The 23801-nt window shown below is 42.8% G+C and carries 20 protein-coding genes; 15 read left to right on the top strand and 5 right to left on the bottom strand.

What is annotated here, in order from left to right; all coding sequences use genetic code 11:
• The first annotated feature begins 13 nt into the window (after nt 1-13).
• The 14 genes from NQ518_RS13235 (at nt 14) to aspA (ending at nt 15434) form a co-directional block, all read left to right on the top strand.
• Complete coding sequence (locus NQ518_RS13235) at nt 14-1063, top strand: chain-length determining protein (RefSeq protein WP_227961488.1); 1050 nt, start codon at nt 14-16, stop codon at nt 1061-1063.
• Nucleotides 1064-1065: 2 nt separating this feature from the next.
• Nucleotides 1066-2616, top strand: coding sequence for a lipopolysaccharide biosynthesis protein (locus NQ518_RS13230; RefSeq protein WP_227961490.1), 1551 nt, complete (start codon nt 1066-1068; stop codon nt 2614-2616).
• A 2-nt stretch (nt 2617-2618) separates the two neighbouring features.
• Nucleotides 2619-3680 carry an EpsG family protein gene (locus tag NQ518_RS13225; protein WP_227961492.1) on the top strand — a complete coding sequence of 354 codons (1062 nt, stop codon included), beginning with the start codon at nt 2619-2621 and terminating at the stop codon, nt 3678-3680.
• Between the two features lie 16 nt (nt 3681-3696).
• A complete protein-coding gene (locus NQ518_RS13220) occupies nt 3697-4311 on the top strand; it encodes an acyltransferase (protein ID WP_227961493.1) in 615 nt (204 codons plus the stop codon).
• 1 nt (nt 4312) lies between these two features.
• Nucleotides 4313-5122: an O-fucosyltransferase family protein gene (locus NQ518_RS13215; protein WP_227961495.1), complete on the top strand. Its 810-nt coding sequence runs from the start codon at nt 4313-4315 to the stop codon at nt 5120-5122.
• Nucleotides 5123-5144: 22 nt separating this feature from the next.
• Nucleotides 5145-6290, top strand: coding sequence for a glycosyltransferase WbsX family protein (locus NQ518_RS13210; protein WP_227961497.1), 1146 nt, complete (start codon nt 5145-5147; stop codon nt 6288-6290).
• Between the two features lie 217 nt (nt 6291-6507).
• Nucleotides 6508-7323 (top strand): glycosyltransferase family 2 protein, encoded by an 816-nt coding sequence (locus tag NQ518_RS13205; protein ID WP_227961499.1) that lies wholly within the window; start codon nt 6508-6510, stop codon nt 7321-7323.
• Between the two features lie 73 nt (nt 7324-7396).
• Entirely contained in the window at nt 7397-8152 is a 756-nt protein-coding gene (locus NQ518_RS13200) for a glycosyltransferase family 2 protein (protein WP_227961501.1), read from the top strand.
• An 18-nt stretch (nt 8153-8170) separates the two neighbouring features.
• Nucleotides 8171-9034: a LicD family protein gene (locus NQ518_RS13195; protein ID WP_227961502.1), complete on the top strand. Its 864-nt coding sequence runs from the start codon at nt 8171-8173 to the stop codon at nt 9032-9034.
• 219 nt (nt 9035-9253) lie between these two features.
• Complete coding sequence (locus tag NQ518_RS13190) at nt 9254-9919, top strand: sugar transferase (protein ID WP_227962342.1); 666 nt, start codon at nt 9254-9256, stop codon at nt 9917-9919.
• A 327-nt stretch (nt 9920-10246) separates the two neighbouring features.
• The gene (locus NQ518_RS13185; RefSeq protein WP_227961504.1) at nt 10247-11593 is read left to right on the top strand and encodes an anaerobic C4-dicarboxylate transporter family protein; all 1347 of its coding nucleotides are present in this window, start codon (nt 10247-10249) and stop codon (nt 11591-11593) included.
• 32 nt (nt 11594-11625) lie between these two features.
• Nucleotides 11626-12678 (top strand): L-asparaginase 2, encoded by a 1053-nt coding sequence (ansB, locus tag NQ518_RS13180; protein WP_004347353.1) that lies wholly within the window; start codon nt 11626-11628, stop codon nt 12676-12678.
• Between the two features lie 36 nt (nt 12679-12714).
• Nucleotides 12715-13908: a porin gene (locus tag NQ518_RS13175; protein ID WP_227961506.1), complete on the top strand. Its 1194-nt coding sequence runs from the start codon at nt 12715-12717 to the stop codon at nt 13906-13908.
• A 116-nt stretch (nt 13909-14024) separates the two neighbouring features.
• On the top strand, nt 14025-15434 hold the full coding sequence (aspA, locus tag NQ518_RS13170) for an aspartate ammonia-lyase (protein WP_227961508.1): 1410 nt from the start codon (nt 14025-14027) through the stop codon (nt 15432-15434).
• 690 nt (nt 15435-16124) lie between these two features.
• Here the strand turns inward: aspA and NQ518_RS13165 are convergent.
• Entirely contained in the window at nt 16125-16361 is a 237-nt protein-coding gene (locus tag NQ518_RS13165) for a hypothetical protein (protein WP_227961510.1), read from the bottom strand.
• A gap of 2 nt (nt 16362-16363) precedes the next feature.
• Complete coding sequence (locus NQ518_RS13160) at nt 16364-18052, bottom strand: leucine-rich repeat protein (RefSeq protein WP_227961512.1); 1689 nt, start codon at nt 18050-18052, stop codon at nt 16364-16366.
• Nucleotides 18053-18337: 285 nt separating this feature from the next.
• On the opposite strand from NQ518_RS13160, the gene NQ518_RS13155 reads away from it, so the two are divergent.
• Nucleotides 18338-19573, top strand: coding sequence for a transposase (locus NQ518_RS13155; RefSeq protein WP_459554050.1), 1236 nt, complete (start codon nt 18338-18340; stop codon nt 19571-19573).
• On the opposite strand, the gene NQ518_RS13150 is transcribed toward NQ518_RS13155, so the two are convergent.
• The 3 genes from NQ518_RS13150 to NQ518_RS13140 form a co-directional block, all read right to left on the bottom strand.
• Nucleotides 19560-20204, bottom strand: a complete 645-nt coding sequence (locus tag NQ518_RS13150) for a leucine-rich repeat domain-containing protein (protein WP_227961514.1) — start codon at nt 20202-20204, stop codon at nt 19560-19562. The genes NQ518_RS13155 and NQ518_RS13150 overlap by 14 nt on opposite strands.
• A gap of 474 nt (nt 20205-20678) precedes the next feature.
• Complete coding sequence (locus NQ518_RS13145) at nt 20679-21119, bottom strand: lipocalin-like domain-containing protein (RefSeq protein ID WP_227961515.1); 441 nt, start codon at nt 21117-21119, stop codon at nt 20679-20681.
• 13 nt (nt 21120-21132) lie between these two features.
• Nucleotides 21133-22701: a capsule assembly Wzi family protein gene (locus NQ518_RS13140; protein ID WP_227961517.1), complete on the bottom strand. Its 1569-nt coding sequence runs from the start codon at nt 22699-22701 to the stop codon at nt 21133-21135.
• Between the last annotated feature and the right edge of the window lie 1100 nt (nt 22702-23801).

Below are 23801 nucleotides of genomic sequence, written 5' to 3'. Positions count from 1 at the left end.
AACACATAGAAATATGACAGGAAACAATGAAAATATAAAACAAATTGACTTTAACAAGATTATAAAACAGATAAAACCGTACAAAAAGGAGTACATCGTTACACTACCTATTGTCTTTGTTCTGTCTTGCTTGTTGATCATTTGTATTCCACGCTATTATACCTCAACTGTCAAACTTGCACCTGAATTAGCAAGCCTAAATTCTAACTCATTATCTGATCTCGCATCTTCATTCGGTTTTGATATAGGAGGCTCAGCGAAAAACGGAGATGCTATATTTCCTGAACTTTATCCAGACGTGATAAGCTCTAACGATTTTATTGTCAATCTCTTTAACATTAAAGTAGTTACCAAAGAAGGGAATCTCAAAACCACATATTTTAATTATTTGTCTAAATATCAAAAAAGTGCATGGTGGAACAAAGCTTTATATAGCTTAAAAAGCATGTTTTCAAAGAAAGAGGCATCTGTCAATAAATCACAGAAAGTAAATCCTTTCATGTTAACTAAAAAAGAAGATTTGGTAGCAAAAGCTATCTCGGGAAAAGTAAAATGTAGTGTTGACAAAAAAAATTATGTCATTTCCATAACAGTGGAAGACCAAGACCCACTAATTGCCGCTACTATTGCAGATACAGTAAGAGTGCATTTACAAAATTTCATCACAGCCTATCGAACAAAAAAAGCTATTAACGATTATAACCATATCAAACAATTAGTAGAAGACGTTAAAAGTAAGTATGAACAAAAGAGACGTCAATACGGAGCTTACTCTGATGCCAATCAAGATGTTGTATTAGAAAGTTTTCGCCTCAAACAAAACGATCTTGAAAACGAAATGCAATTATATTACAACAATTACACTGCATTGCAAAACAAATTAGAAGTTGCAAGAGCTAAAGTCATGGAACAAACACCAGCTTTCACAACGCTCCAAAATGCTTCTGTACCTCTCAAGCCAGCAGGACCTAAACGCATGCTCTTTGTTTTAGGAATGACGTTTTTAGCTTTTGTCGTTATCACATTGTACGCTTTGCGCAGCATGATATTCACCGAAGAATAAATATGAAGATGGATTGTTTGATGAGCAACCAGACAAAGACTAAAAGAATAGCGTACAACAGCATTATTCTTTTTATTCGTATGCTCATCATCTCTCTCATTAATCTTTACGCTATAAGGTGGGTTTTGAAAAGTTTGGGGGTTGTAGACTATGGCATATTCAATGCTGTGGCAGGCATTGTTCTTTTAGGAGCAAGTGTTAGTGGGGTGTTAGCCATGACCACACAGAGGTTTTACTCGTTCGCATTGGGTGAGAAAAAAGAGGATAAGGTTGCTAAAATATTTTCTGTTTCGTTAAACCTTGTGCTGATTCTTTCCGTCCTCATCATTGTTGTTTTAGAACTTGTGGGACCTCATTTCATCTCCACGCAAATGACCATACCTACACATCGGCTAAATACTGCCTTGTGGGTTTTTCATTTTTCTATTCTCTCCTTTGTACTCAGTTTTGCGCAGATTCCTTTCATGGGTTTAGTGTATGCCCAAGAAGATATGTGGATTTATGCGCTTATATCCATGATAGAATGCGTGTTAAAACTGCTTCTTGCCATATTTGTAGGAAAAATGATGGCTGACCATTTACAGATGTATGGCATCGGCTTGTCTGCCATTACCTTTCTCTCGCTACTTCAATATCTTTTCTTCTCCCTCAAAAGATATAAAAACTGTCGCTATGTGCTTGTAAAAGAAAAAAACATCTACCGTGAGTTCGCTGTTTTCTCGGGCTGGACACTCTTTGGTACCATAGCAGGCGCAGCGGTTATACAAGGTAGTGCAATATTACTCAACACGTTCTTCTCTCCTCGCGTCAACTCCGATTATGCCATAGCCAACCAAATATATAATGCGTTGAACATGTTGGTTGCTACGGTGTTTATAGCTTTTCGCCCCGTCATGATAAAATCGTATGCGGAAGGTAACATACCATACTTAAATAAGATATTTTCATTAAGCAATAAGGTTATTTACTACATGTTATTACTTGTAGCCATACCTGTATTTTTTGAAATGAACACATTACTGACCTTTTGGTTAGGACAACAAGCCGTAACCCCGAACACAGTACTCTTCGCACGGCTTTATCTTGTTTATACGGTATGTATGTCTCTTCATAATCCCATTACGGCTATTGTGCATGCAACAGGAAATATTAAGCAATATTGCATCATCGTAGAAAGCACAATGTTATTATGCTTACCCCTATCATGGATATCTTATAAAATGGGTGCAGCTCCATACATGCTTTTCATAGCATTAACTATCCTTAGCATCGTTGGTCATGCTTTGCGTTTATGGGTTCTTAAAACAGTATACCACGCATTTGAGCTATCATCCTATTTGTGTTCGTTTCTCATTCCCGCTTGTTTCATTACAACAGGAAGTTATGTAGCAGCTTTATGCGTTCATCAAACAGTCGAACAGCCTTTTCTTAGATTATGCCTTGTCAGCTTAGGCTCTTTTATAGTTGTCAGTTTGCTGTTGTATTCTTTCGGATTAAACAATGAGGAGAAGCAACATCTTGCTCATCTGATTCTTAAGTATAAATCAAAATAGAGATGGCTTATATTGTTATTGTCATATACGTGATATGTTGCTTTTTTGCTTTATTCGAAGAACGAATAAAGCAATATAGAACTGCTATTTATATAAGTTTAGGCTTTTTATTAGTACTTGTTGCTGGACTCAGACCTGTGGGTATAGATCCCGATTCTCTTAATTATGAAAATACATTTCTGAATTACACCTCTCCTAATGCTTCTGATAACGTAGAATACTCATACATCCTTTTTTCACAAATCATCAACTTTTTTACCAATGATGTTCATGTGCTATTTTTATTCTATGCGCTTTTAGGAGTAGGAATAAAAATGTATGCATTTAGAAAATACTCTTCCACTTGGTTTCTTTTTTTGGCTCTATATATAAGTAATTATTATATCATGCATGAGTGTATGCAAATACGAACTGGCGTATTATCAGGACTCCTACTTGTTGCACTTACGAAAATAGGAGATGGAAACAGAAAAGTAGCCGCTGTGATTTTGCTAATTGGTTTTTTCTTTCATTATTCAGCCCTTATTCTTCTTCCCATTTTATTCTTATCAAATAAAGAGATGAACAAGAAACAAAGAACGAAATGGCTTACCCTTGTTTTTGCCTCATACCTTATATTCATCATGGGGCAGTCTTTTTTTGTTAATTTTGGTACAAATTTGCCATATATAGGTAACAAATTGGCATTATACCAAAAGGGAACGGAATTAGGAAAGATATCAGCTTCAACAAATGTTTTTGGACCAATTTATTTGTTTGGATTATTTCTGTATTTATACATTTTATACTTTTACGATACTATTAGTAAGCACAACAAATATCTACCACTACTGATAAAAGTTTTTTCTTTAGGTTTCTTCTTTTTTGCTTCATTTTCATTCCTTCCTGTTTTTGGACAAAGGGTCAGTATGTTATATAAAACCGTTAGTATTATTTTATTTGCCAACATTTATTACACCATACGCCCAAAATGGGTTGCTGTTAGTATTACAGCCATAATCGGTTTGTTGTATTTAAACTATTCACTTCCAGAAATCGGACTTACTTTATTTTGGAAAGTATAATTATTAAATGAAACAAATGAAAAAAACAATTATAAAAGTTTTAGATATGATAGGACAACTTCTATCACACATACCTTTTGCTATAAGTTTTATAAATGCATCATCCGTTCTCAACAGGATATACACAGGTTATATTAGACATAAATTCAAAAAAATAGGTAACTCAGTCATTTCTTATAAACCATTATTTTTATATGGTTGCAAAAATATAGAGATAGGAAATAATACGACACTCGAAAAAGACCTTCAACTAACATCATGGGGAGGAAGAATACATATAGGCAATAGATGTTTGATACGCAGAGGAGCCCACATTAGTGCTGCAAATAGTATCGTAATCGGAGATAATCTCTTAACTGGAACGAATATTTTAATTACAGACAATTCCCATGGAGACACGGATAATAAAACATTAAATATTCCTCCAGTAGAACGCCCCATTTTTAGTAAAGGACACGTTAAAATAGGTAATAATGTATGGCTGGGTAACAATGTATGCATACTGTCCAACGTTACAATTGGCGATTGTGTGGTAATTGGTGCCAATAGTGTGGTTACTCATAATATTCCAAGTTATGCAATAGCAGCAGGGATACCAGCGAGAATAATAAAAATAAATAAAACAACATAAAATGAACCAAGTACATCTTATTCCAACAGCAGGGCTATGCAATCGGATGCGCTCTATTGCATCTGCCATACACATAGCTAAGGAGCTAAATCGTCCCTTACGCATATTTTGGAATCAATATGAAGGGCTGAATGCAAAATTCTCCGATTTGTTCCAGCCCATACCTGTTGAAAATACTTTCGTTGAAGATACCCAAAAATGGAAGTACTGCATTAATTACAGGGAAGATTATCTGCTGCGGAGAATATTTCTCATGAACTATGCGCAGGTCTTGTACAACATCAGCGTACGAAATGAGGAAAACATTTTCAGCAAGATAAAAAACAAACGAGGAGACTTGCTGCTTATCTCTTGTTTTGACATGTCTGAAATGTATCCATTACGACAAATTTTCATACCAACACCCGAAATACAAGGTATGATTGACGAAATGACAAGACAATTTACAAGCCACACCGTCGGTATTCATATCAGACGAACAGATAACACGATGTCTATACGAGAATCACCTATAAGCAGTTTTGTCGAATTTATGGAAAGAGAAATTGAGAAAGATGCGAAAGCAACTTTTTACATCGCTTCGGATGACAACGAAGTAAAAGAGTTCATGCGAAACAAATTTTCTCATAGGGTGCTATTTTCAAACATAGAATTGTCTCGTTCTTCCTTATCAGGCATGAAAATGGCTGTTTCAGAACTTTTCGCACTGAGCAAAACATCTAAGATTTTGGGGAGTTATTATTCCTCATACTCACAAATAGCGGCGGAATTAGGTGGCATTCCTATTCAGTATGTATTGCAACAAAATTAAGAACAATAAAAATAAACAAACAATGAAAGCGAGAGTAATCGCATACTATCTTCCACAGTTTCATCCCATTCCCGAAAATGACAAGTATTGGGGAAAGGGGTTCACCGAGTGGACGAATGTGGCAAAGGCGAAACCACTGTTTAAGGGGCATTATCAACCACGCATACCAGCAGATTTAGGTTTTTATGACCTACGCCTGCCAGAGGTGCGAGAGCAACAAGCGCAAATGGCTCGCGAAGCCGGCATAGAGGGCTTTTGCTATTGGCACTACTGGTTTGGCAACGGCAAGAGACTGCTGCAGCGTCCTTTCAACGAAGTGTTGCAAAGCGGAAAACCCGACTTCCCCTTTTGCCTGGCATGGGCAAACCATTCATGGAAAACGTCTACATGGGAGAATGGAGGAAAAGACCGCATGATTGTGGAGCAGCGTTATCTTGGTGAAGAAGATTACACCCTGCACTTTCAAGAAGTATTGCCCGCCTTTAGGGATAAACGCTATATAACCATTGAAGGCAAACCGCTGTTTGCCATTTTCGACCCCTATAACTTTCGCGATGTGTCTAACTTTATCAAGACATGGCAGCGTTTGGCCAAAGAGAATGGGTTGAAGGGCATTTACTTCATCGCCATGAGCAACTCTACATCAACGTTACAGCGCAATGCAGACGGCACTCTAAAGCGTGTTGCCCCTAATTTGCAGTCAAGTGAAAGGGTGTATAAGGATTTACTCAACTTAGGGTTCGATGGCATCAATTCGTTCGGGAAGTCGCGTGCTGAAATGCTCTACATGGGAAAATACGCGCGCATCGCCAAAAAGCTGCTGCATCAGTACTTACCATTCCTGCCCACGCATCGCATCAATTACGAGAAGATAACGCAACACTTCTTCGCCCCGGAGGACAGCTGGCAAAACGTATATCCCTCAATATTCCCCCAATGGGACAGAACACCGCGCGCGGGCAACAGCGAGGGGGTATATGTGAACGCCACTCCCACCACCTTTAAAAAGCACGTTGAAGACGCACTGAACGTCATTGAAAATAAAGACATGGAACATCGAATACTCTTTCTTCGAGCATGGAACGAATGGGGAGAAGGCAACTATGTTGAACCCGACCTTAAGTATGGGCATGGCTTTTTAGATGCCATCAAAGAAACTATTGTGTAATTCGAAAGCTGGCTGCATGTATCTGTACAGCATATTAGAATAAATACTATCCATAATCAAAAAATTATAATTATCTTTGTAATAAGAAAAATATAATTAGCTAAACAGATAAAGTAAACAATAGCACGCAATAAACATTTGTCATAACTGATAGCGTTACAAAATTTAGAGGTGTACAAATAAAGACAACTCATTGGAATTATTAAATAAACCACTTATGAACACCGATTTAATATCTGTCATCATACCCACCTACAAACCAGCCAACTATATTTACAGATGCTTGGAGAGTGTTGCCAGACAGGATATTAGCAAGCAAAGATTCGAGGTCATTATAGTTCTTAATGGTTGCAACGAACCTTATTACACTGACATAAAGTTATTTTTGCAGCAAAAGTTTCAGGGTATCAAAACCCTGCTTTTGCAAACTGCCGTTGCAGGCGTATCTAATGCTCGCAACATAGGCTTGGACAATGCACAGGGAGAATACATCACTTTTATTGATGACGACGATTGGGTGTCGCATAATTATCTAAAAGGACTATTAGAAGTAGCAAATCCCGACTATATAATGATTTCTAACGTAATACAAATAGAAGAGAAGACCCAAAAGCAACTACCCTACTATCTTCATGCTACTTATCTAAATTTAAAAGACATCAACCATGTATCAAAATTTAAGGTGCGTAGTTTTTTGTCTACAGCTTGTGTAAAGTTGATACCAAAAGCAATTATTGAAAACAGACGATTTAATAATCAGCTTTCAATTGGAGAAGACGCTTTCTTTATGTTTCTTATTTCAGATAAGATTAATGGATTCTCCTTTGCAAAATCAGACGTTATCTATTATAGAGTAAAGCGTGATAATTCTGCAACCTATACGAAAAGGAATTTCAAACAACGATTAGAAATCGCAAGGAAATTAATAAGCGCATACCACCACGTTTATCTTCCTCATATAAGTAAATATAATCCATTGCTTTTTATCTCGCGTATCGTAGCAACCGTTATGAATTTGATTGGGATAATTTAAAAGTATACCGCAAACGAGTATTTATGATTGCCTGTGCAATGACAACCCGTTGGAATTATAGAATAAACCACTTATGAGCACCGATTTAGTTTCTGTCATCATCCCCTGTTATAACTCTGGTATTTACATAAAAGAGTGTGTAGATAGTATCTTACAACAAACGTATCAAAATTTTGAGATTTTGATTACAGATGATGGGTCTACTGATATATCAACAATTAAACTCTTACAACAAATAGAACAATGTGACAAACGTATCAACGTATTTTTTTTAGATGGAAACAAAGGTCCAGCTGCAGCACGCAATAACTCGATAAAACATGCTAAAGGACGATACATCGCCTTTTGTGACAGTGATGACAAATGGCTTCCCAACAAGCTAACCGATCAAATACCATTATTTGATAACAAACATGTAGCTATCGTATATTCTGATTATGAAAAAATGGATGCACAAGGCAAACGAAACAACAGGATTGTACATGCGCCTCAAAGCCTTACGTACGCCAAGTACCTTAAAGGGAACACAATAGGAAATCTTACAGGCATTTACGACACTCAAAAGGTGGGAAAAGTGATGCAGAAGAACATTCACCATGAAGACTATGTGTTATGGCTGGATATTTTAAGACATGGTTGGACAGCTCTCAATACAAATACTGTAACTGCTGCCTACCGCATACATTCTAATTCTATAACAGCCAATAAGTTAAAACTATGTACATGGCAATGGTATATATACAGACACCATGAACAATTAGGCTTAATTTCTTCAATGTATTATTATATACATTACGCATATAGAGCATTCGTTAAGTTTCTAATCTAATTTTTAATATATTTAAGTATGGATTCTCAATTAAACAATAGCTTACTTACCCTTTTCAAGGCGTTTATAGCTTTTTGTCATGAACATCACCTTACTTATTATGCCGCATACGGTACGGCACTGGGAGCCGTAAGACATCAAGGTATGATACCTTGGGATGATGATATAGACGTATGGATGCCACGAAAGGATTACGATAAACTGTTATCTCTTAGAAGCCATTTAAATGGAACAAACTATGAAATAATAGATATTAAAGATAAGGGATATTACTTATACTTTGCCAAATTTTGCGACCGCAACTCTACTATCATAGAGCGTGAGGGCGAGGCATTAATGGGATTATATTTAGATATTTTCCCTTTGGATAATTACGATAACCATAAAGGAAAGTTTCTGAAAAGAATAAATTGGATATATAGGATACTGTGGCTTGTGTATGGGCGGAGTTACAGAACCTATTCTTCAATCGAGATACGCACACATCTTAAGAAAGGTGAAATTAGCTTTTTGCCAAAGTTGCTGTTTTACAACATTCTTAAACCGTTTAGGGGTATTGCCAAGATGGGTATTAAGAAGATACAAGGTGTTTTGCTTTCTATTCCAGAAACAAATAGGATATGGACTTATGACGTAAAAAGCAGTCTGAGTGTGGTATTTTCTAAAGACTGGTTCGGAGATGGAATAATATTACCTTTTGAGAATTTGGAAATAACTGTACCCTCAAACTATGACAACGTTTTGAAAACATATTATGGTGACTACATGACTCCTCCGCCAGCCACACAGCGCCAATCACAACACTACCGATATTTTATAGATTTAGACAAAAGATACTCTCGAAAGGAGATTATAGACAAGATGTTTGGCAAAAGAATGTAACGAAAAGGAAACAAAAATACGCTCGATAGGGGTTTGTTTGAAAGAACGCAACTTGTCTGCCGAAAGAAATAAGATGAAGTATCAGTAGCTTGTTAGCTGATTGAATGTCATTACAGTTTCATCGTAGTACGTTTACTTGTTGGAATTCACCTCATTCAAAAATATGAAGCATCGCACATAATAAGCCAAGCAAAGCTGCGTTATATGATAAAAGTGCACATGGTGAAGACAATCCCGCCCTACATCAAATACAATGACGACATCAAGAACCCTCGGTTCATTCCCGACGGTATGAACGAGTTGGAGCGTAACATCAAGCGAACTGCCGATTTCTTGATAGCCACCCTTGCACTGATAGTTTTCTCACCCTTGTTTCTGCTTTGCTACTGCTTGGTGAAGCGTGAAGACGGCGGACCCGTAATCTTCAAACAGGAACGAATCGGACGCTTCGGCCGACCTTTCACCATTTACAAATTTCGCAGCATGTGCATCGATGCGGAGAAAGATGGACCGCAACTTTACAGACACCAACACGACAAGCGCATGACCAAAATAGGCAGATACCTGCGCACACACCACTTGGACGAACTGCCACAACTGTGGAATGTGATCAAAGGGGACATGGCCTTCATCGGACCACGACCGGAACGAAAGTTCTACATCGACCAAATCATGCAACGGGATTCCAGGTACGCCTATCTTTACCAAATCCGTCCTGGTGTCACCTCGTATGCGACCTTGTACAATGGTTACACAGATACCATGGAGAAGATGCTGAAACGACTGGATCTCGACTTGTATTACCTGGAACATCGGTCATGGTGGTTCGATATGAAAATACTAACCAAGACTTTCATTAACATCGCATTCGGTAAAATTTTCTAACCTTAACCCATTCAAACCTTTCACATAGAGAGAACAGGCTTCCCAATCTAAAGTCTAACTACCCAGACAACATCCACCACCATATTATACCATGCTTGATGGCAAAGGATGATACGATTGTTGATATCGAATTTATTCTTGTTGATAGCAGATGGCATACGGACATTTCACGAACGCAACACAACGGGAGTAACAAAAAGAAACATCACGTCCTCTACGCGAGTTAATTAGTGTTAACAGTTACATTAATTAACGTAAAAACTAACAAAAATCAGGGTAGATTCCTTTACTTTGCGGTCGCATTTTAAAAACTGTAAGTAAAAACAAATGGCTACTACACTCATCATCTTACAATTACTCATTGTATTTGGGTTCATCTTCATTGGTGCCCGCGTAGGCGGCATCGGCATGGGTATCTACGGTATGGTAGGTACTTTCTTATTGGTCTTTGTCTTCGGTCTGGCACCGGGAAAAGCACCCATTGATGTGATGATGATCATTGTTTCGGTTATTGTAGCAGCCGCATCCCTACAAGCCACTGGCGGTTTAGACTATCTGGTGGGTGTCACGGGCAAGTTCCTGCGCAAGCATCCCAGTCAAATCACCTATTACGGTCCGTTGGCATGCTGGATGTTTTGCCTGTTGGCAGGAACGGCGCACACCTGTTATTCACTGCTCCCCATCATTTCTGAGATAGCCCAGGCAAACAAAATTAGACCCGAAAGACCATTAAGCGTCAGTGTCATTGCTGCGTCGCTGGGCATCACCGGTAGTCCCGTGAGTGCCGCTACGGCAGCCATCATCAGTACTGATATCCTGGGCATGAAAGGCATCGACCTGGCCGATGTAATGATTGTGTGCATTCCGGCCTCTTTCGTAGCCATCCTCGTGGCAGCGTTTGTACAGAACCGGATAGGTAAAGAGTTGGAAGACGACCCCATCTACCAAGCCAAGGTGGCGTCGGGTGAAATCAATCCGGAAGAAGAACAGAAACGCATGCAGCAAATAAACGCCAACCCCAACCCACGCGCAAAATACTCCGTGTACGCCTTCTTGCTGGGCGTTGCGCTGGTGGTAACATTTGGTCTGTTCCCTCAACTGAAGCCCCATCACATGGTTGACGGCGTGATGACGCCAATAGCCACCTCCGAGATGATCGAGATTGTGATGATGTCAGCGGCTGCGTTGATTCTCCTTGTGGGCAAGGGCAATGTGGCCACAGCTGCCAAGGGAACTGTCTTCGCTGCCGGCATGAACGCCATGGTGAGCATCTTCGGTATTGCCTGGATGGGCGACACCTTCTTCAATGGCAACAAAGACTTCTTCGTCACTCACCTGGCCGATTGGGTACAAGCGGCTCCCTTCTTGTTCGCCGTCATTCTCTTCATCATGAGCATCATGCTGTTCTCACAGGCAGCCACCGTGCGCACCATCTATCCACTGGGTGTGTTGCTGGGCATCAACCCGCTGTACCTGCTGGCGATGTTCCCCGCCTGCAACGGTTATTTCTTCATGCCCAACTACCCCACCGAGGTGGCAGCCATCAATTTTGACCGAACCGGCACCACACGAATCGGTCGGTACGTCATCAACCACAGTTTCCAGTTGTCAGGATTCATCACGACCATCGTGTCCATCGGACTGGCTTTCTTGATCACGCAAATATTTTATTGATATCATATTTAATCACTTAAAAACAATTTATTATGAAACATTTACGTATCAACATCCTGGTGATTGTTGCATTGTTCGTTACCGTTGGTCTATGTGCCAAACCTAAGGTTCGCATCTTGGCAACAGGTGGCACCATTGCTGGTGTATCCACAAGTTCTACCTCATCGGCTTACAATGCCGGCCAACTGGGTGTAGAAACCTTGATTGCTGCCGTTCCGCAGATTAAAGACATCGCTGATGTATCGGGTGAGCAAATTTGCAACATCGGTAGTCAGGACATGAACGACCAAGTGTGGCTGAAACTGGCCAAACGAATCAACCAGCTGCTCAACCAAGAAGGTTACGACGGCGTGCTGATCACTCATGGAACCGACACCATGGAAGAGACTGCTTACTTCTTGAGCCTCACCGTACACAGCAACAAGCCTGTCATCTTGGTAGGTGCCATGCGTTCGGCCACAGCCATCTCTGCTGACGGACCCGCCAACCTGTACAATGCAGTGGCTGCCATTGCTACACCCGAATCGCGCGACAAGGGCGTGATGGTTTGCATGAACGACCAACTGTTTGACGCCAAATCGGTCATCAAGACACACACCACCGACTGCGGTACGTTCAAGGGTGGCATCTATGGTCAAATTGGTAACGTGTTCAATGGCAAGGCTTACTATCTGCAAACACCAGCCTACAAGCGCGGAACAGAATCAGTATTCAACGTGGACAACCTCGACAAGTTGCCACAGGTGGGCATCATCTACGGTTACTCCAACTGCTCTGACCTTCCTATCAAGGCATTCGTTGATGCCAAGTACGATGGCATTGTATTGGCAGGTGTTGGCGACGGCAACTTCTACAAAGACGTTTTCGACGTGGCTATCAAAGCACAGAACAGCGGCATCCAAATCGTTCGTTCAAGCCGTGTTCCCACAGGTCCTACCAACTTGAATGCTGAGGTAGATGACAACAAATATCATTTCGTGGCATCTCTCAACCTCAATCCTCAGAAAGCACGCGTATTGTTGATGCTGGCTTTGACGAAAACACACGACTGGCAGCAAATTCAGAAATACTACCAAGAATATTAATTCCTATCATTGATAACAGGAATAAACATAATGAACATGAAAAAAATAATGATGATTTGCGCTATGATGTCTTTGGCACTGGGCGCAAGCGCACAAGGTAACAATACAGGCATGGGTGGCGAAGATGGCAATTACGAGTCATTAGCAAGTCGTCTGTCCAAATTGGAGAAGAAAAGCGACGCATTCAATGTATACTTCAACTATGCGTCTTCCTTCCAAGAGGCCTACGATGGCAACGACTGGGGTTCGTCCTTCAAGAACAAGCAAGCCCGATTGGAAATCAAAGGTTCCTTCGGCAAACTCTCTTACCGTTTCCGTCACCGCTTGAATAAAGCCAATGGTGCGCAGGGCGAGGACAACTTTGCTAAGGCTACCGACATTCTTTCGGTTGGTTATCAGGTCACCGACAAGCTCGGTATCACGGGTGGTAAGATGTGTCAAAACTGGGGTGGATTCGAATTTGACGAAAACCCCATGTACATCTACCAATACTCTGACATGGTTGACAACATGGATAACTTCATGGCCGGCGTAAACTTCGCATTCAAACCCGTGGAATCTCAGGAGTTCAACCTGAACATCACCAATGCTTACAACAACAAGTTGACTCAAGAATACGGGGCTGACCTCAAGGTGATGAAAGAGAATGGAAAGACTGAAGCTGTGGAAGCTGCCAAACATCCATTGACCTATATCTTCTTGTGGAATGGTAATTTCTTTGGCGATAAGCTACAAACGCGTTGGTCAGTGGGCACACAGACACAGGCCAAGGATCAGAGCAGCCAGATGGTGATGCTCGGTCAAAAGCTCAACTTGCCCACCTTCCAGTGGTATTTCGACTACATGGGGGCCTTTGACGACGTAGACCGTCTGGGCATTGCCACCAGCGACTTGTCTGCATTCCGCGGAAAAGGCAACGTGCGCTACGGCAAGGTGAACTACAACTCGTTCATAACCAAAGTTAATTGGCAGTTCGTTCCACAGTGGAACCTGATGCTCAAAGGCATGTACGAGACGGCAAGTGTCAGCAAGATCGAAGAACTCAAGAACTATCGTAAGTCCTTTGGTTACTTTGCCAGCTTGGAATATTATCCTGTCAAGTCACAAGACTGCCGCGTATTCTTGTCATACATCGGCCGCAACTACAAGTTCACCGATAAGAGCAAACTGGCTGACTACAACACCAGTCGCATCGAATTGGGCTTCATGTACAGAATCAAGGCATTCTAACAACAGCCCTTTAACAGCAAGATGAACGTGAGACACCCCTCGTGTCCACGTTCGTCTGTTATGACGAACCATGATAAACACTAAAAAAACAACTACAAAAATAAATAGTAAATACAATGGAAACAAACGAAAAATACAGAGTAGAGTCTGATCTCTTGGGCGAATTACAAGTGCCAGCAGACGCTTATTATGGTGTTCAAACGCAGCGCGCCATCAACAATTATCGCATTTCCAACACCAAGATGTGCGATTATCCCCAGTTTATCATGGCCATCGCCTACGTCAAGAAGGCCGCTGCCGCAGCCAACGCTGAGCTGGGTGCCCTTGACAAAAACATTGCAGATCACATCTGTCAAGCTGCCGATGATATCATCGGAGGTAAGCTGTGGGACAACTTCTGCATTGACATGATGCAAGGTGGAGCCGGCACATCCGTGAACATGAACGCCAACGAGGTGATTGCCAACCGCGCACTGGAGTTGATGGGATTTGAGAAAGGTGACTATGTGCACTGCTACCCCAACGACCATGTCAACTGCGGACAGTCTACCAACGACGCTTACCCTACAGCTTTACGCTATGCGGCCTACCGCATGAACAAAGACTTGTTGAAGAGCCTGAAAGCACTCGTAGACTGCTTGCGCACCAAGGCCGACGAGTTTAAAGACGCAGTGAAGATGGGTCGCACCCAATTGCAAGACGCTGTGCCCATGACATCGGGACAAGAGTTCGCCGCTTTTGCCAACACATTGGAAGATGAGCTGGAGTACATCGAATACAATGCGAAGAAAATGCTCACCATCAACATGGGTGCCACAGCCATTGGCACAGGTCTGAACGCAGTTCCAGGCTATGCTGATTTGGTGACCGAGTATCTCACCAAGTTCACCGGCGACAAGTTTGTGAAGGCCAAAGACATGATTGCGGCCACACCAGACACCAGCGATTATGTAAGCTACTCAGGAGCATTGAAGCGATTGGCGGTCAAGTTATCCAAGATTTGCAACGACCTCCGTCTCATGGCTTCAGGTCCTCGTTGCGGCTTGTACGAAATCAATCTGCCAGCTATGGCGCCGGGGTCTTCCATCATGCCGGGTAAGGTGAACCCCGTCATACCCGAGGTGACCAACCAAGTGTGCTTCAAAGTCATCGGTAACGACATGACCATCACCATGGCTGCCGAAGCCGGACAGCTGCAACTCAACGTCATGGAGCCTGTCATCGTAGAGTGCATGTTTGAAAGCATCACCTGGATGACCAACGTCATGAACACCTTCAGGGAGAAATGCGTGAGCGGCATTACCTTGAACGAGAAGCACAACCTCGACATGGTGAAACATTCCATCGGCATTGTCACGGCGCTGAACCCATACATTGGGTACAAAAACAGCACCAAGGTAGCCAAGGAAGCACTGGAGACCGGTAAGAGCCTACACGAGATTGTGGTGGAGAAGAAGCTCATGAGTGCCGAAGAGGTTGACAAGATTCTCGACCCAAAGGCCATGTTGCAATCACACAACCTATAGGCATAGGGCGAAAGCCCTGATAACATGATAAGGGGATGCATCATCATTTTGATGCACCCCCTTTTCTTTTTGTTTTAACAACGAATCGAACCAATGCAACGAATCGCATGGCAGGCGGTGTTAGGTGCAACGGAATGGCACGGAACGACACGGCTCTTTTATTGTAGGGAACTATTGTTGAACAACGAATGAAACCAATGAAACGAATCAAGTAAACAAGACCATGAACGCAAGCGTTCTGCGAATGGAACAAATCTAACGACAGCAACACGTCCATAACTGTGCTAAATTCGTTTCATTTGGCGAACGCTGGCGTTCATTGATTCCAACAATCGAATTTGTGTTATTCGTTAAATTCGTTGTTAAAACAAAAGAAAATGATTAATGTTGAACTACAAATTAAACAAATGATACGAATCAACTAAACAGGACCATGAATAATTCATTGATTTCCAACAATCGAATTTGTTTAATTGGTTCAATTCGTTGTTAAAACAAAAAAATGATTGTTGTTGGCAACATACTTTCTATATGAAAGAGTTGTTCCACACCACCAGCAGGATGATGTTGGAGGTTACAACCTGGTGAGCGGCTATCAAACACGAAGTGGGAGAGAAACCATTGGTTCCCTCCCACTCTATTCCATGTCATCACTGGTAGCATGGCTATTCTCGGCACGCATGCCGAGGGTTACCACCCGCTTCCCCAGTTGTTTTCATTGTTGCCATCCTCTTCGTCCCATGAGTCCAAGTCGTCGCCCTGCCACTGCTTTCCATTGGCATCAGTGGCACCGGGAGTGTCTATTGGTATTTCGAGACTTTCCGCTAAGGGGTTAGTTGTTTCCATTTTGATGATTTGGACGCATGGCGACAAGTAGGTGCGCCTGTCGCCAGCTGTGCTGTTTATATTTTTATCTTTAGTGTTCATCTTTATTTCGTCTTTAATGTTTTCTTACCCTTCATGATATACATGCCCGATGGCAGACTGTCGAAGTTGGTGCCAACATAGCGTCCGTCAATGGTGTAAATGCGCTGTGCGCCTTGCTGTGCGTCGGCATTTTCTGTCACACTGCTAATGCCCGTCGTCTCCCCTTCCGAGAGTACCATGAATTGCTTGGCGCTTGAAGCACCCGGCAAAAGATTTACAAAACCACGGAATGGCGGTATGCTGGGATTTTGTATATTTGATCCCTTATTTTCATATTTCATTTGCCTCCACACATCGATTTCCTTATTTAGTCCTTCAATGGTATGCTTCTTCACTATGTTCAGCACATAAGGCCTATCATGACCATAAGCCTCAGCAGGAATCTTTTCGGTACTGCCTTGGAAGCTGTAAGACTGCTCAGACGACGTGGCGGGGAAGCCAACGGGCTTTAAGCGTCCTCCATCGACTATGCCAAACTTTTCAGGTGACTTAGCTATTTCCACATTGTTGGCCGTAAATTTCTCGGAGGTGTGATTGTTTCCATCAGTGATACGCAGGAGATATGGCCTGCTCGCCTCGAGCGTGCTGCCGTCAGGTATTGAATTGAAGACATAGAATTGTGTTTCACCTAATGGATAACCGTTAGGGTATTGAGGAAACTCATCATCTTTAATACCATCTGTGAAATACTCTTTCTTGTTCTTATATCTCAACTCGTATGCGCGTATGCCTTCTGGCAATGTCACGGCGTACGGTAAAAAGATAGTGAAACAGTGCTTGCCATCAGCAAACTTAGAAAATTCGCGGTAGGAGGTTAGAGAATTATCTCCTTCATAATGAGCAACTTCTAATGGGGTGTTGTAACCACGATCTATGGTTGTCTTGTTAATGGTCATGTTGCATCTGTTGTAAACTGCTTGATTGGCTTTGATGTCACAAAGAAACTCGTATTCCATGCCATCCTGCAAGCTCAGCTTGGTACATGTACCGTCGCTCTTGACAAAGTTCACGTCCTGACCATCCGCAATGGTGATGTCCGTTGCTTCCGGAAGAAACACGAGAGTGTGGGTAGGCAAACCTGATGTGATTGTATGCGAATTAAATTCGCGCGACAAATTCTTCAGGTTCTTTTTAAAATCTTCATTTTTTACATTGCGCAAGTCTACAAATTCCAAGTTGGGGCAACCTTCAAGAATTTCTACACCAATCTTGCAGTTAGCACTACCCTTCAAGATAAATGCTTCCAATTTGGTATTTCCCGCAAAGGCACCATCGCCTACTTCCTCAACTTGGTCTCCAATTACAAAATCACCTGACATAACGCCATTTTCGAAAGCCCTTGCACCAATCCTCTTTACTTCAGACAAGGCGTTGAAACTAAGAATACCAGCATTTGAGAAAGCTCTTTCGTCTATGGAATTCACCACAGAAAAGGGAATGAGAAAATGAGATAAGTTGGTAAAGGCTTTTTCAAACATGCCTGTAGGGATGGTTGTTGGACCTTCAGCCAAACTTACACTGCCGCTGAATTCCGCAAAGGATTCCACGCCCGACCGCTGGTCAGTGCCTGCGGGCAGGTTGTTATACATCGCCTTAATTTTGTTATCTTCGGGCAGTTCGCCAATCTTCGCTGTTGCAGGGATGGCTGTTGTTATATCAATTTTGGCACCCTTGAAAGCCTGATACCCCACGAATGTTATATTCGGGCACTTAAACTTTGACGTTGAAAAGCTTCCCTCAAAGGCTTGGGGACCTATGGCAGTTGAGCCTGGAATATCAACCGCTGTACCAGGTTTTCTCTCCCATGTCCCTTCTTTGGCGGGGTTTCTACCTTTATATTCTTTAAGGTCAATACTCTGTTAATAATCACATAATTGTTTGAAAATGAGCGAGTTGATTAACAAAACATAACTAAATAAATTTGGCTAAGTGTCTGATTTTCAGTACCTTTATAGTTGATACAAGACTTTAAAAGTATGATGATTTCAGAGCCACTTAGCCAATATGAGGAGATCCTCAAGGATGCAATCCGTACATCAATAAAAGAATCTGGTGCAAAGTTAGCAAAAACTTTCCAGACTCTGCTCATCGAGATACTAACTTTATATATGATTCTACCCAGAAAGATAAACTTCACACAGATGGCTCGCTACGGCAAGCATGGCGAGCAGACCTATCGTCAGAATTTCAACCGCAAGAAGAAAGACTGCATCGATTGGCTTCTGTTGAACCTGTCTCTTGCAAGGCGTGTGTTGGACATGGATGGCTTACTTGCCATTGCCATAGACCCATGCTATATCAGCAAGGCTGGGAAGAAGACTCCTCATATCGGACGGTTCTGGTCGGGATGTGCAGGGGCGGTGAAGCACGGACTTGAAATCATGGGCGTCGGCTTGCTGGATGTTGCCAACAACAAGTGCATGATGCTGCGTGCCCATCAGACAATAGGGAACTCCGCGCTGAAGATGAGGAACAAGACACTCGTTGAATATTACATCAGTGTTATGAAGCGGTATTCAAAGAAACTGCTGAGTATCACTGATATAGTAGTGGCTGACGCATTCTTCTCCACATCCACGTTCGAGAAGGGCATATCGGAGCTTGGCTTCTATCTGGTCAGCCGCTTCCGTGACAACGCTTGCCTGCATTACATTCCCAAGAGGGAAAAGAGGCGTGGACGACCAAGAGTCAAGGGAGACAAGATTGACTTGGCAAACCTCAACCTCTCATGCATGGAAGAACTGCACATTGATGGACTGGACGGAAAGGCGTACACCCTCGAGGCTTATGCCAAGGCTCTGAAGAAGAGGGTGCGACTTGTCATCTGGCGAATGCCCGGTGGAAAGTGCAAGTTGTTCTTCTCGACAAAACTCTCAATGACGGGTGAGGAAGTATTGAAGACATACCGCACTCGTTTCCAGATAGAGTTCTGCTATCGCGACAGCAAGCAATTTACGGGACTTATGGATTGTCAGGCAAGACACAAGAGCCAGCTGGACTTTGCGTTCAACGCATCGTTCGCCTCACTGAATGCCGCCAAGGTCTTCATAAAAGACAATGGCATGGACAATTCCATGGCAAAAGTTAAGTCGTTGATGTTCAATGCGAACTATACGAAATTAATTTTCGACATGTCCCGATGCCGACCGAACCGAACTTTAATTAGTAAGATTGTCAAAGAACTCATTGGCTGGCAGCCTAAGGCTGCGTAGCCATATACTCAAATTTTAACGAACTATTGTTAAGGTAGAAAGGTGCCAAATTGCTCTTATAGAAGGCGCGCCAGCCTATGTACTTCAGATTTTTCGGAAAATTCAACAATGTGACACTGCATTGATAAAAGGCAGCATCTTCAATGGCTTCTATCGTTTTAGGAAGTTCTATTTTTCTGATTCTTCTTTCATTGATGAATGCATAGGAGCCGATGGCTGTGACTGTCCAGTCCTTGCCATTATAGTTGACCTTATCTGGAATAGTAATGGTGTAAATCTGTCCAGTAGCCAATTCATACGCAAGTTCGTCTTCCATTGTTTCAACTTTTTTGCCATTCTTGTCCACTGCATTTGTCTTCAGCGTACCGCTGTAGCCTTTCCACTGGTCAGGGATGTTTGTAGTTTCATCAATTAACTCCTGCTGCCTTGCTTCTGGCTTTGTCGCATCTGTGTTTGCGTATGTCACTTTCACGGTATGGTTCGTGGCATCCACCACCTCATAATACAGTTGTCCGACTTGGAACTTTTCGCCCGCGGTCTGTGCGGTGATAGGCAGAGCCGTTATCATCAGCAACACAAGCGCTAACCATGCGCTGCGAAGCTTTGTCTTGTTGTTGTAATTTTCTTTCATAAATTCAAAATGATATTTAATTGTTGTTTTATGTCGTTGGACTGTTACTCCTGAAAAGAATTGATGAATACCTCATTCATAAAATTCCGTAATTCGATGCAAAGATACACAAAAGCATTGGTTGTAAAAAATACAACGCATGTTTTTTACACACATTTAACGAAAATGTTATAGTAACAACGGAATGGCACGGAGCAACACGGCTCTTTTATTGAAGGGAAATATTGTTAACAACAAATTTAACAAATTACACGAATTCACTAAGCAAGACCATGAACGCAAGCGTTCTGCGAATGGAACAAATCTAACGACAGCAACACGTCCATATCTGTGCTAAATTCGTTTCATTTGGCGAACGCTGGCGTTCATTGATTCCAACAATCGGATTCGTTAAATTCGTTAAATTCGTTGTTAAAACAAAAAATAAGGTTGACGACAAACCAACTTTTGTTGTGAAAGAGCCATCCGATGCTCTTAAAATTTGGTGAACACCAATCGAAGCTGCTCACTGCGCAATATCATACGCGAACCATCTAACCGTTCCACCTCAAACTGCTCGTCCAGCCGCCGAATGCCGTATGGATAGAGAATCTTCACATCGTCTATCACGGGGTCGCCCTTCGTTCTCTCAGAAAGCAATGGCCTGTGCAACGTCAGACGCTGGTCACGGTGTTCAAACTCCATCACACACTCGGGATAGCGGTAATCCAAATCGTTGAGCATGAGAATCTTGCCTTGAACCGACCAAAACAATCGTTGCGCAGAGAGGTCGGTCGTTCCCTTGGTTTGCAAGGTGTCTACTTGTTGCAAACGCCAATAACCGTCTAAGGCCCCATTGTTAGATGTTTCCAGCTCGCACGAGGTCCATGTTGCGAGCATCAGGAGAATGAGGAAGATATAAGATACTTTTTTCATTTCAATAATCCGTTTACAGGTTGAACAATCCATGTTTGCCGATGGTGAGCTGTACGCCTTGGTTGTTGCCCAAAATATCTCCGAAATCGCCCCCATAACTTCCTCGGACATTCCAGCCATGTTTGAGGCGACAGCCAACTTCCAGCATCACACTTACGTTGTGCTGTTTGGCTGCGAAGGGCATTTTATAGGTTCCCAATCCCTCCTGCCAAGTGGTCAACAAACGATAGCTCACGCCGTTCCATGGCTCGCCCGACACGCCCAGGTGGAAGGCCTTGAATCGATTGTTCTGAACGTTGATACGGCCATCCTCGTTGTAGAGTGGCGAGCGATACAGCGGGTTGCCCATCACTTCACCCCAATGCTGCCACCCGGTGTAAATGTAGTGATTGTAAAAATCGTCGATGCCCGAGATATGGTGACTCATGTTCTGCGTGTGGTCGTGATACACGGGACCACTCTGATACTTGGTGTACAGATATTCAAACACCACGTTGCGCACCAGGTCGTTGTATTTCAGATTGAGTTCTACGCCCAGCATCATGTCCTTAAAGTCGTAGACAAAGAACTTTCTTTTCTTCTTGACGTTCCATTCATCACCCGTTCCGTACCCGTCGTAATCGAGTTGGAACATGGACGAGTGGTCCTCGAAAAACTTTTCACCATACAGACCTATGCGCCAGGTGTCCGCATCATAGTTCATCCGTATGAGCCAGCTGCCCAGTTGGTCGCCTTCCACATTCTGATAAACGATGTCCTCCTCAGGTGCGTCGTAGCCACCAGGCATGAAAGCATTCCAAAAAGCCCTGAACCCCGTTTGACTGCGAATCACGTTGACCGTTCCATCAGACTTGGGTTGATAGCCCGTTCCACCAAAAAGCGTGGCCATCTCCAACCCCATTTCGATTGAAAACAGACAGAAGCGGTCTTCATTGCCTATCTTCAGATAGCCGGCCTTGCTGTGAAACAGCACATTGTCGGCATACTTAGACTGGCGCTGGGTAAAGCTGTGCTGCCAGTTGTCGTCCGTCATCTTGCCGTAGGCGATGTGTCCTTTCACGTGCAACCACCTGTTGCCAAAGGGCAACATCCAGTAATCGGGCAAGGCCAAACGCACCTGGGGAACGGGTCGGGCATTGATACCTAACGTTTGAGAACCGCTGCTCAACTGGTTATTCTTCAGCTCCATGGGGTATTCCTTACTCCCTACAGAGAGCGCGCCATGCAACCACCGCAGCTCAACAAAGGCCTGTTGAACCATCATCTTACTGGTATGATTGACACCCGCCGCCACATCCAGGCCATAGCCAATCCCCCATTTGCGTGCCGAGTCGGTACGCAAGGGTCTGATTAAGGCCGCACGCAGATAACCGTTGTTCTTTTCCAACGAACTCAAGCCATGCCGGTTGGAATGGAGCCACAAGGGCGTTTTGCCGTCAGCGAACGAACTTTGCAACTCTACCTGATAATGAGTGTTCTCACCGATGTTCCACGACGATGCGTTTACTGCATCGAAATCGGCCTGGGCATGCCCCACTCCAGTTGCGACCAGTAGAACAGACAGTAATATATGACGTTTCATGCTTTATAGAATCGTGCTTTTTAACGATAAGTTACTATGCTGCGGAAATAAACACTTGTTCACTTTCCGCTGCTATCTAACAAATATGATTTCCCTTTTGCAACAATAAATATACTGAATCTCTTGGCACACAGTCTGTTTGTGGGTTACGCCCCGTAGGGGCAAAAGCGTTTAGCCCGGGGTAACACCCTGGGATGGCATACGGTGAGGGATAACGCCCTGTAAGGGCAAAAGCATCTTTCATCCTATTCGCCATACTTGCTTTTGCCCTTTCAGGGCGTCGCATTCTCTGCACACCTTCCCCAGGGCATTGCCCTGGGCTATATGCTTTTGGGCTTTCAGCCCGATTTAGAGTAATTAGTACCATTCGATTTCAATTGCAGGATGGTTGTTACTTTGATAACGAGAAATGTTAAACATTATTATATATCATGGTTGATGACCACGCCTCCATGACAGAAAAAGAGTGTTTGTAGACGAAAAATCTTTCTCGTATGTTATAACAAAATCATCTTAACGGGAATGATGTTCAAAGTGTTTACGGGCTGAAAGCCCAAAAGAACACAACAAAGCCATCTAACGAAAATGAAGTTCAAGGTAATTACGGGCTGAAAGCCCAAAAGCACATAGCCCAGGGCATCGCCCTGGGTATGCGCATGAGTAGGCGTACGCCCTGTAAGGGCAAAAGCCATTAATTAATACTGTGCCACATTTGCTTTTGCCCCTTCGGGGCGTCATTACCTTGCGTTGACATTTACCCAGGGCGATGCCCTGGGCTATAAGCTATTGCCCCTGCGGGGCGTACAACCTCGTTGCGCAGCATTCCAAACGGAACCAACCGGATTTACACGGCTCATCCGTGTGCCTCCGTGTAAATCCGTTGCCATGAAATAAAAGGGGCATAGACGTGGACGAAATGAGAAGCATTAGGAACATTAGCTGTGAATTTTCTTGACAACAAGGTGCATCATATTTGGCTTATTCGCCAACAAAGAGACCAATCGTCGCAAATTCGCCCAAAATAAGACAGTTTTCATATACAACTGATTATTAATTCTTTATGTACACAACTTTGCATCAAGAACCTGCTTTTCGAGCCT

Source organism: Hoylesella buccalis ATCC 35310 (assembly GCF_025151385.1).
In the GTDB taxonomy this organism is placed as follows: domain Bacteria; phylum Bacteroidota; class Bacteroidia; order Bacteroidales; family Bacteroidaceae; genus Prevotella; species Prevotella buccalis.
The sequence above is the reverse complement of the archived record's forward strand: the minus strand, read 5'-3'. Positions and strand labels throughout refer to the sequence as shown.

Coding starts and splice junctions, on each gene's coding strand:
- ansB (WP_004347353.1), top strand. CDS start 11,626: ATGAAACATTTACGTATCAACATCCTGGTGATTGTTGCATTGTTCGTT.
- NQ518_RS13230 (WP_227961490.1), top strand. CDS start 1,066: ATGAAGATGGATTGTTTGATGAGCAACCAGACAAAGACTAAAAGAATA.
- NQ518_RS13205 (WP_227961499.1), top strand. CDS start 6,508: ATGAACACCGATTTAATATCTGTCATCATACCCACCTACAAACCAGCC.
- aspA (WP_227961508.1), top strand. CDS start 14,025: ATGGAAACAAACGAAAAATACAGAGTAGAGTCTGATCTCTTGGGCGAA.
- NQ518_RS13210 (WP_227961497.1), top strand. CDS start 5,145: ATGAAAGCGAGAGTAATCGCATACTATCTTCCACAGTTTCATCCCATT.
- NQ518_RS13145 (WP_227961515.1), bottom strand. CDS start 21,119: ATGAAAAAAGTATCTTATATCTTCCTCATTCTCCTGATGCTCGCAACA.
- NQ518_RS13235 (WP_227961488.1), top strand. CDS start 14: ATGACAGGAAACAATGAAAATATAAAACAAATTGACTTTAACAAGATT.
- NQ518_RS13165 (WP_227961510.1), bottom strand. CDS start 16,361: ATGAACACTAAAGATAAAAATATAAACAGCACAGCTGGCGACAGGCGC.
- NQ518_RS13185 (WP_227961504.1), top strand. CDS start 10,247: ATGGCTACTACACTCATCATCTTACAATTACTCATTGTATTTGGGTTC.
- NQ518_RS13225 (WP_227961492.1), top strand. CDS start 2,619: ATGGCTTATATTGTTATTGTCATATACGTGATATGTTGCTTTTTTGCT.
- NQ518_RS13190 (WP_227962342.1), top strand. CDS start 9,254: ATGGTGAAGACAATCCCGCCCTACATCAAATACAATGACGACATCAAG.
- NQ518_RS13155 (WP_459554050.1), top strand. CDS start 18,338: ATGATGATTTCAGAGCCACTTAGCCAATATGAGGAGATCCTCAAGGAT.
- NQ518_RS13195 (WP_227961502.1), top strand. CDS start 8,171: ATGGATTCTCAATTAAACAATAGCTTACTTACCCTTTTCAAGGCGTTT.
- NQ518_RS13220 (WP_227961493.1), top strand. CDS start 3,697: ATGAAAAAAACAATTATAAAAGTTTTAGATATGATAGGACAACTTCTA.
- NQ518_RS13140 (WP_227961517.1), bottom strand. CDS start 22,701: ATGAAACGTCATATATTACTGTCTGTTCTACTGGTCGCAACTGGAGTG.
- NQ518_RS13215 (WP_227961495.1), top strand. CDS start 4,313: ATGAACCAAGTACATCTTATTCCAACAGCAGGGCTATGCAATCGGATG.
- NQ518_RS13175 (WP_227961506.1), top strand. CDS start 12,715: ATGAAAAAAATAATGATGATTTGCGCTATGATGTCTTTGGCACTGGGC.
- NQ518_RS13200 (WP_227961501.1), top strand. CDS start 7,397: ATGAGCACCGATTTAGTTTCTGTCATCATCCCCTGTTATAACTCTGGT.
- NQ518_RS13150 (WP_227961514.1), bottom strand. CDS start 20,204: ATGAAAGAAAATTACAACAACAAGACAAAGCTTCGCAGCGCATGGTTA.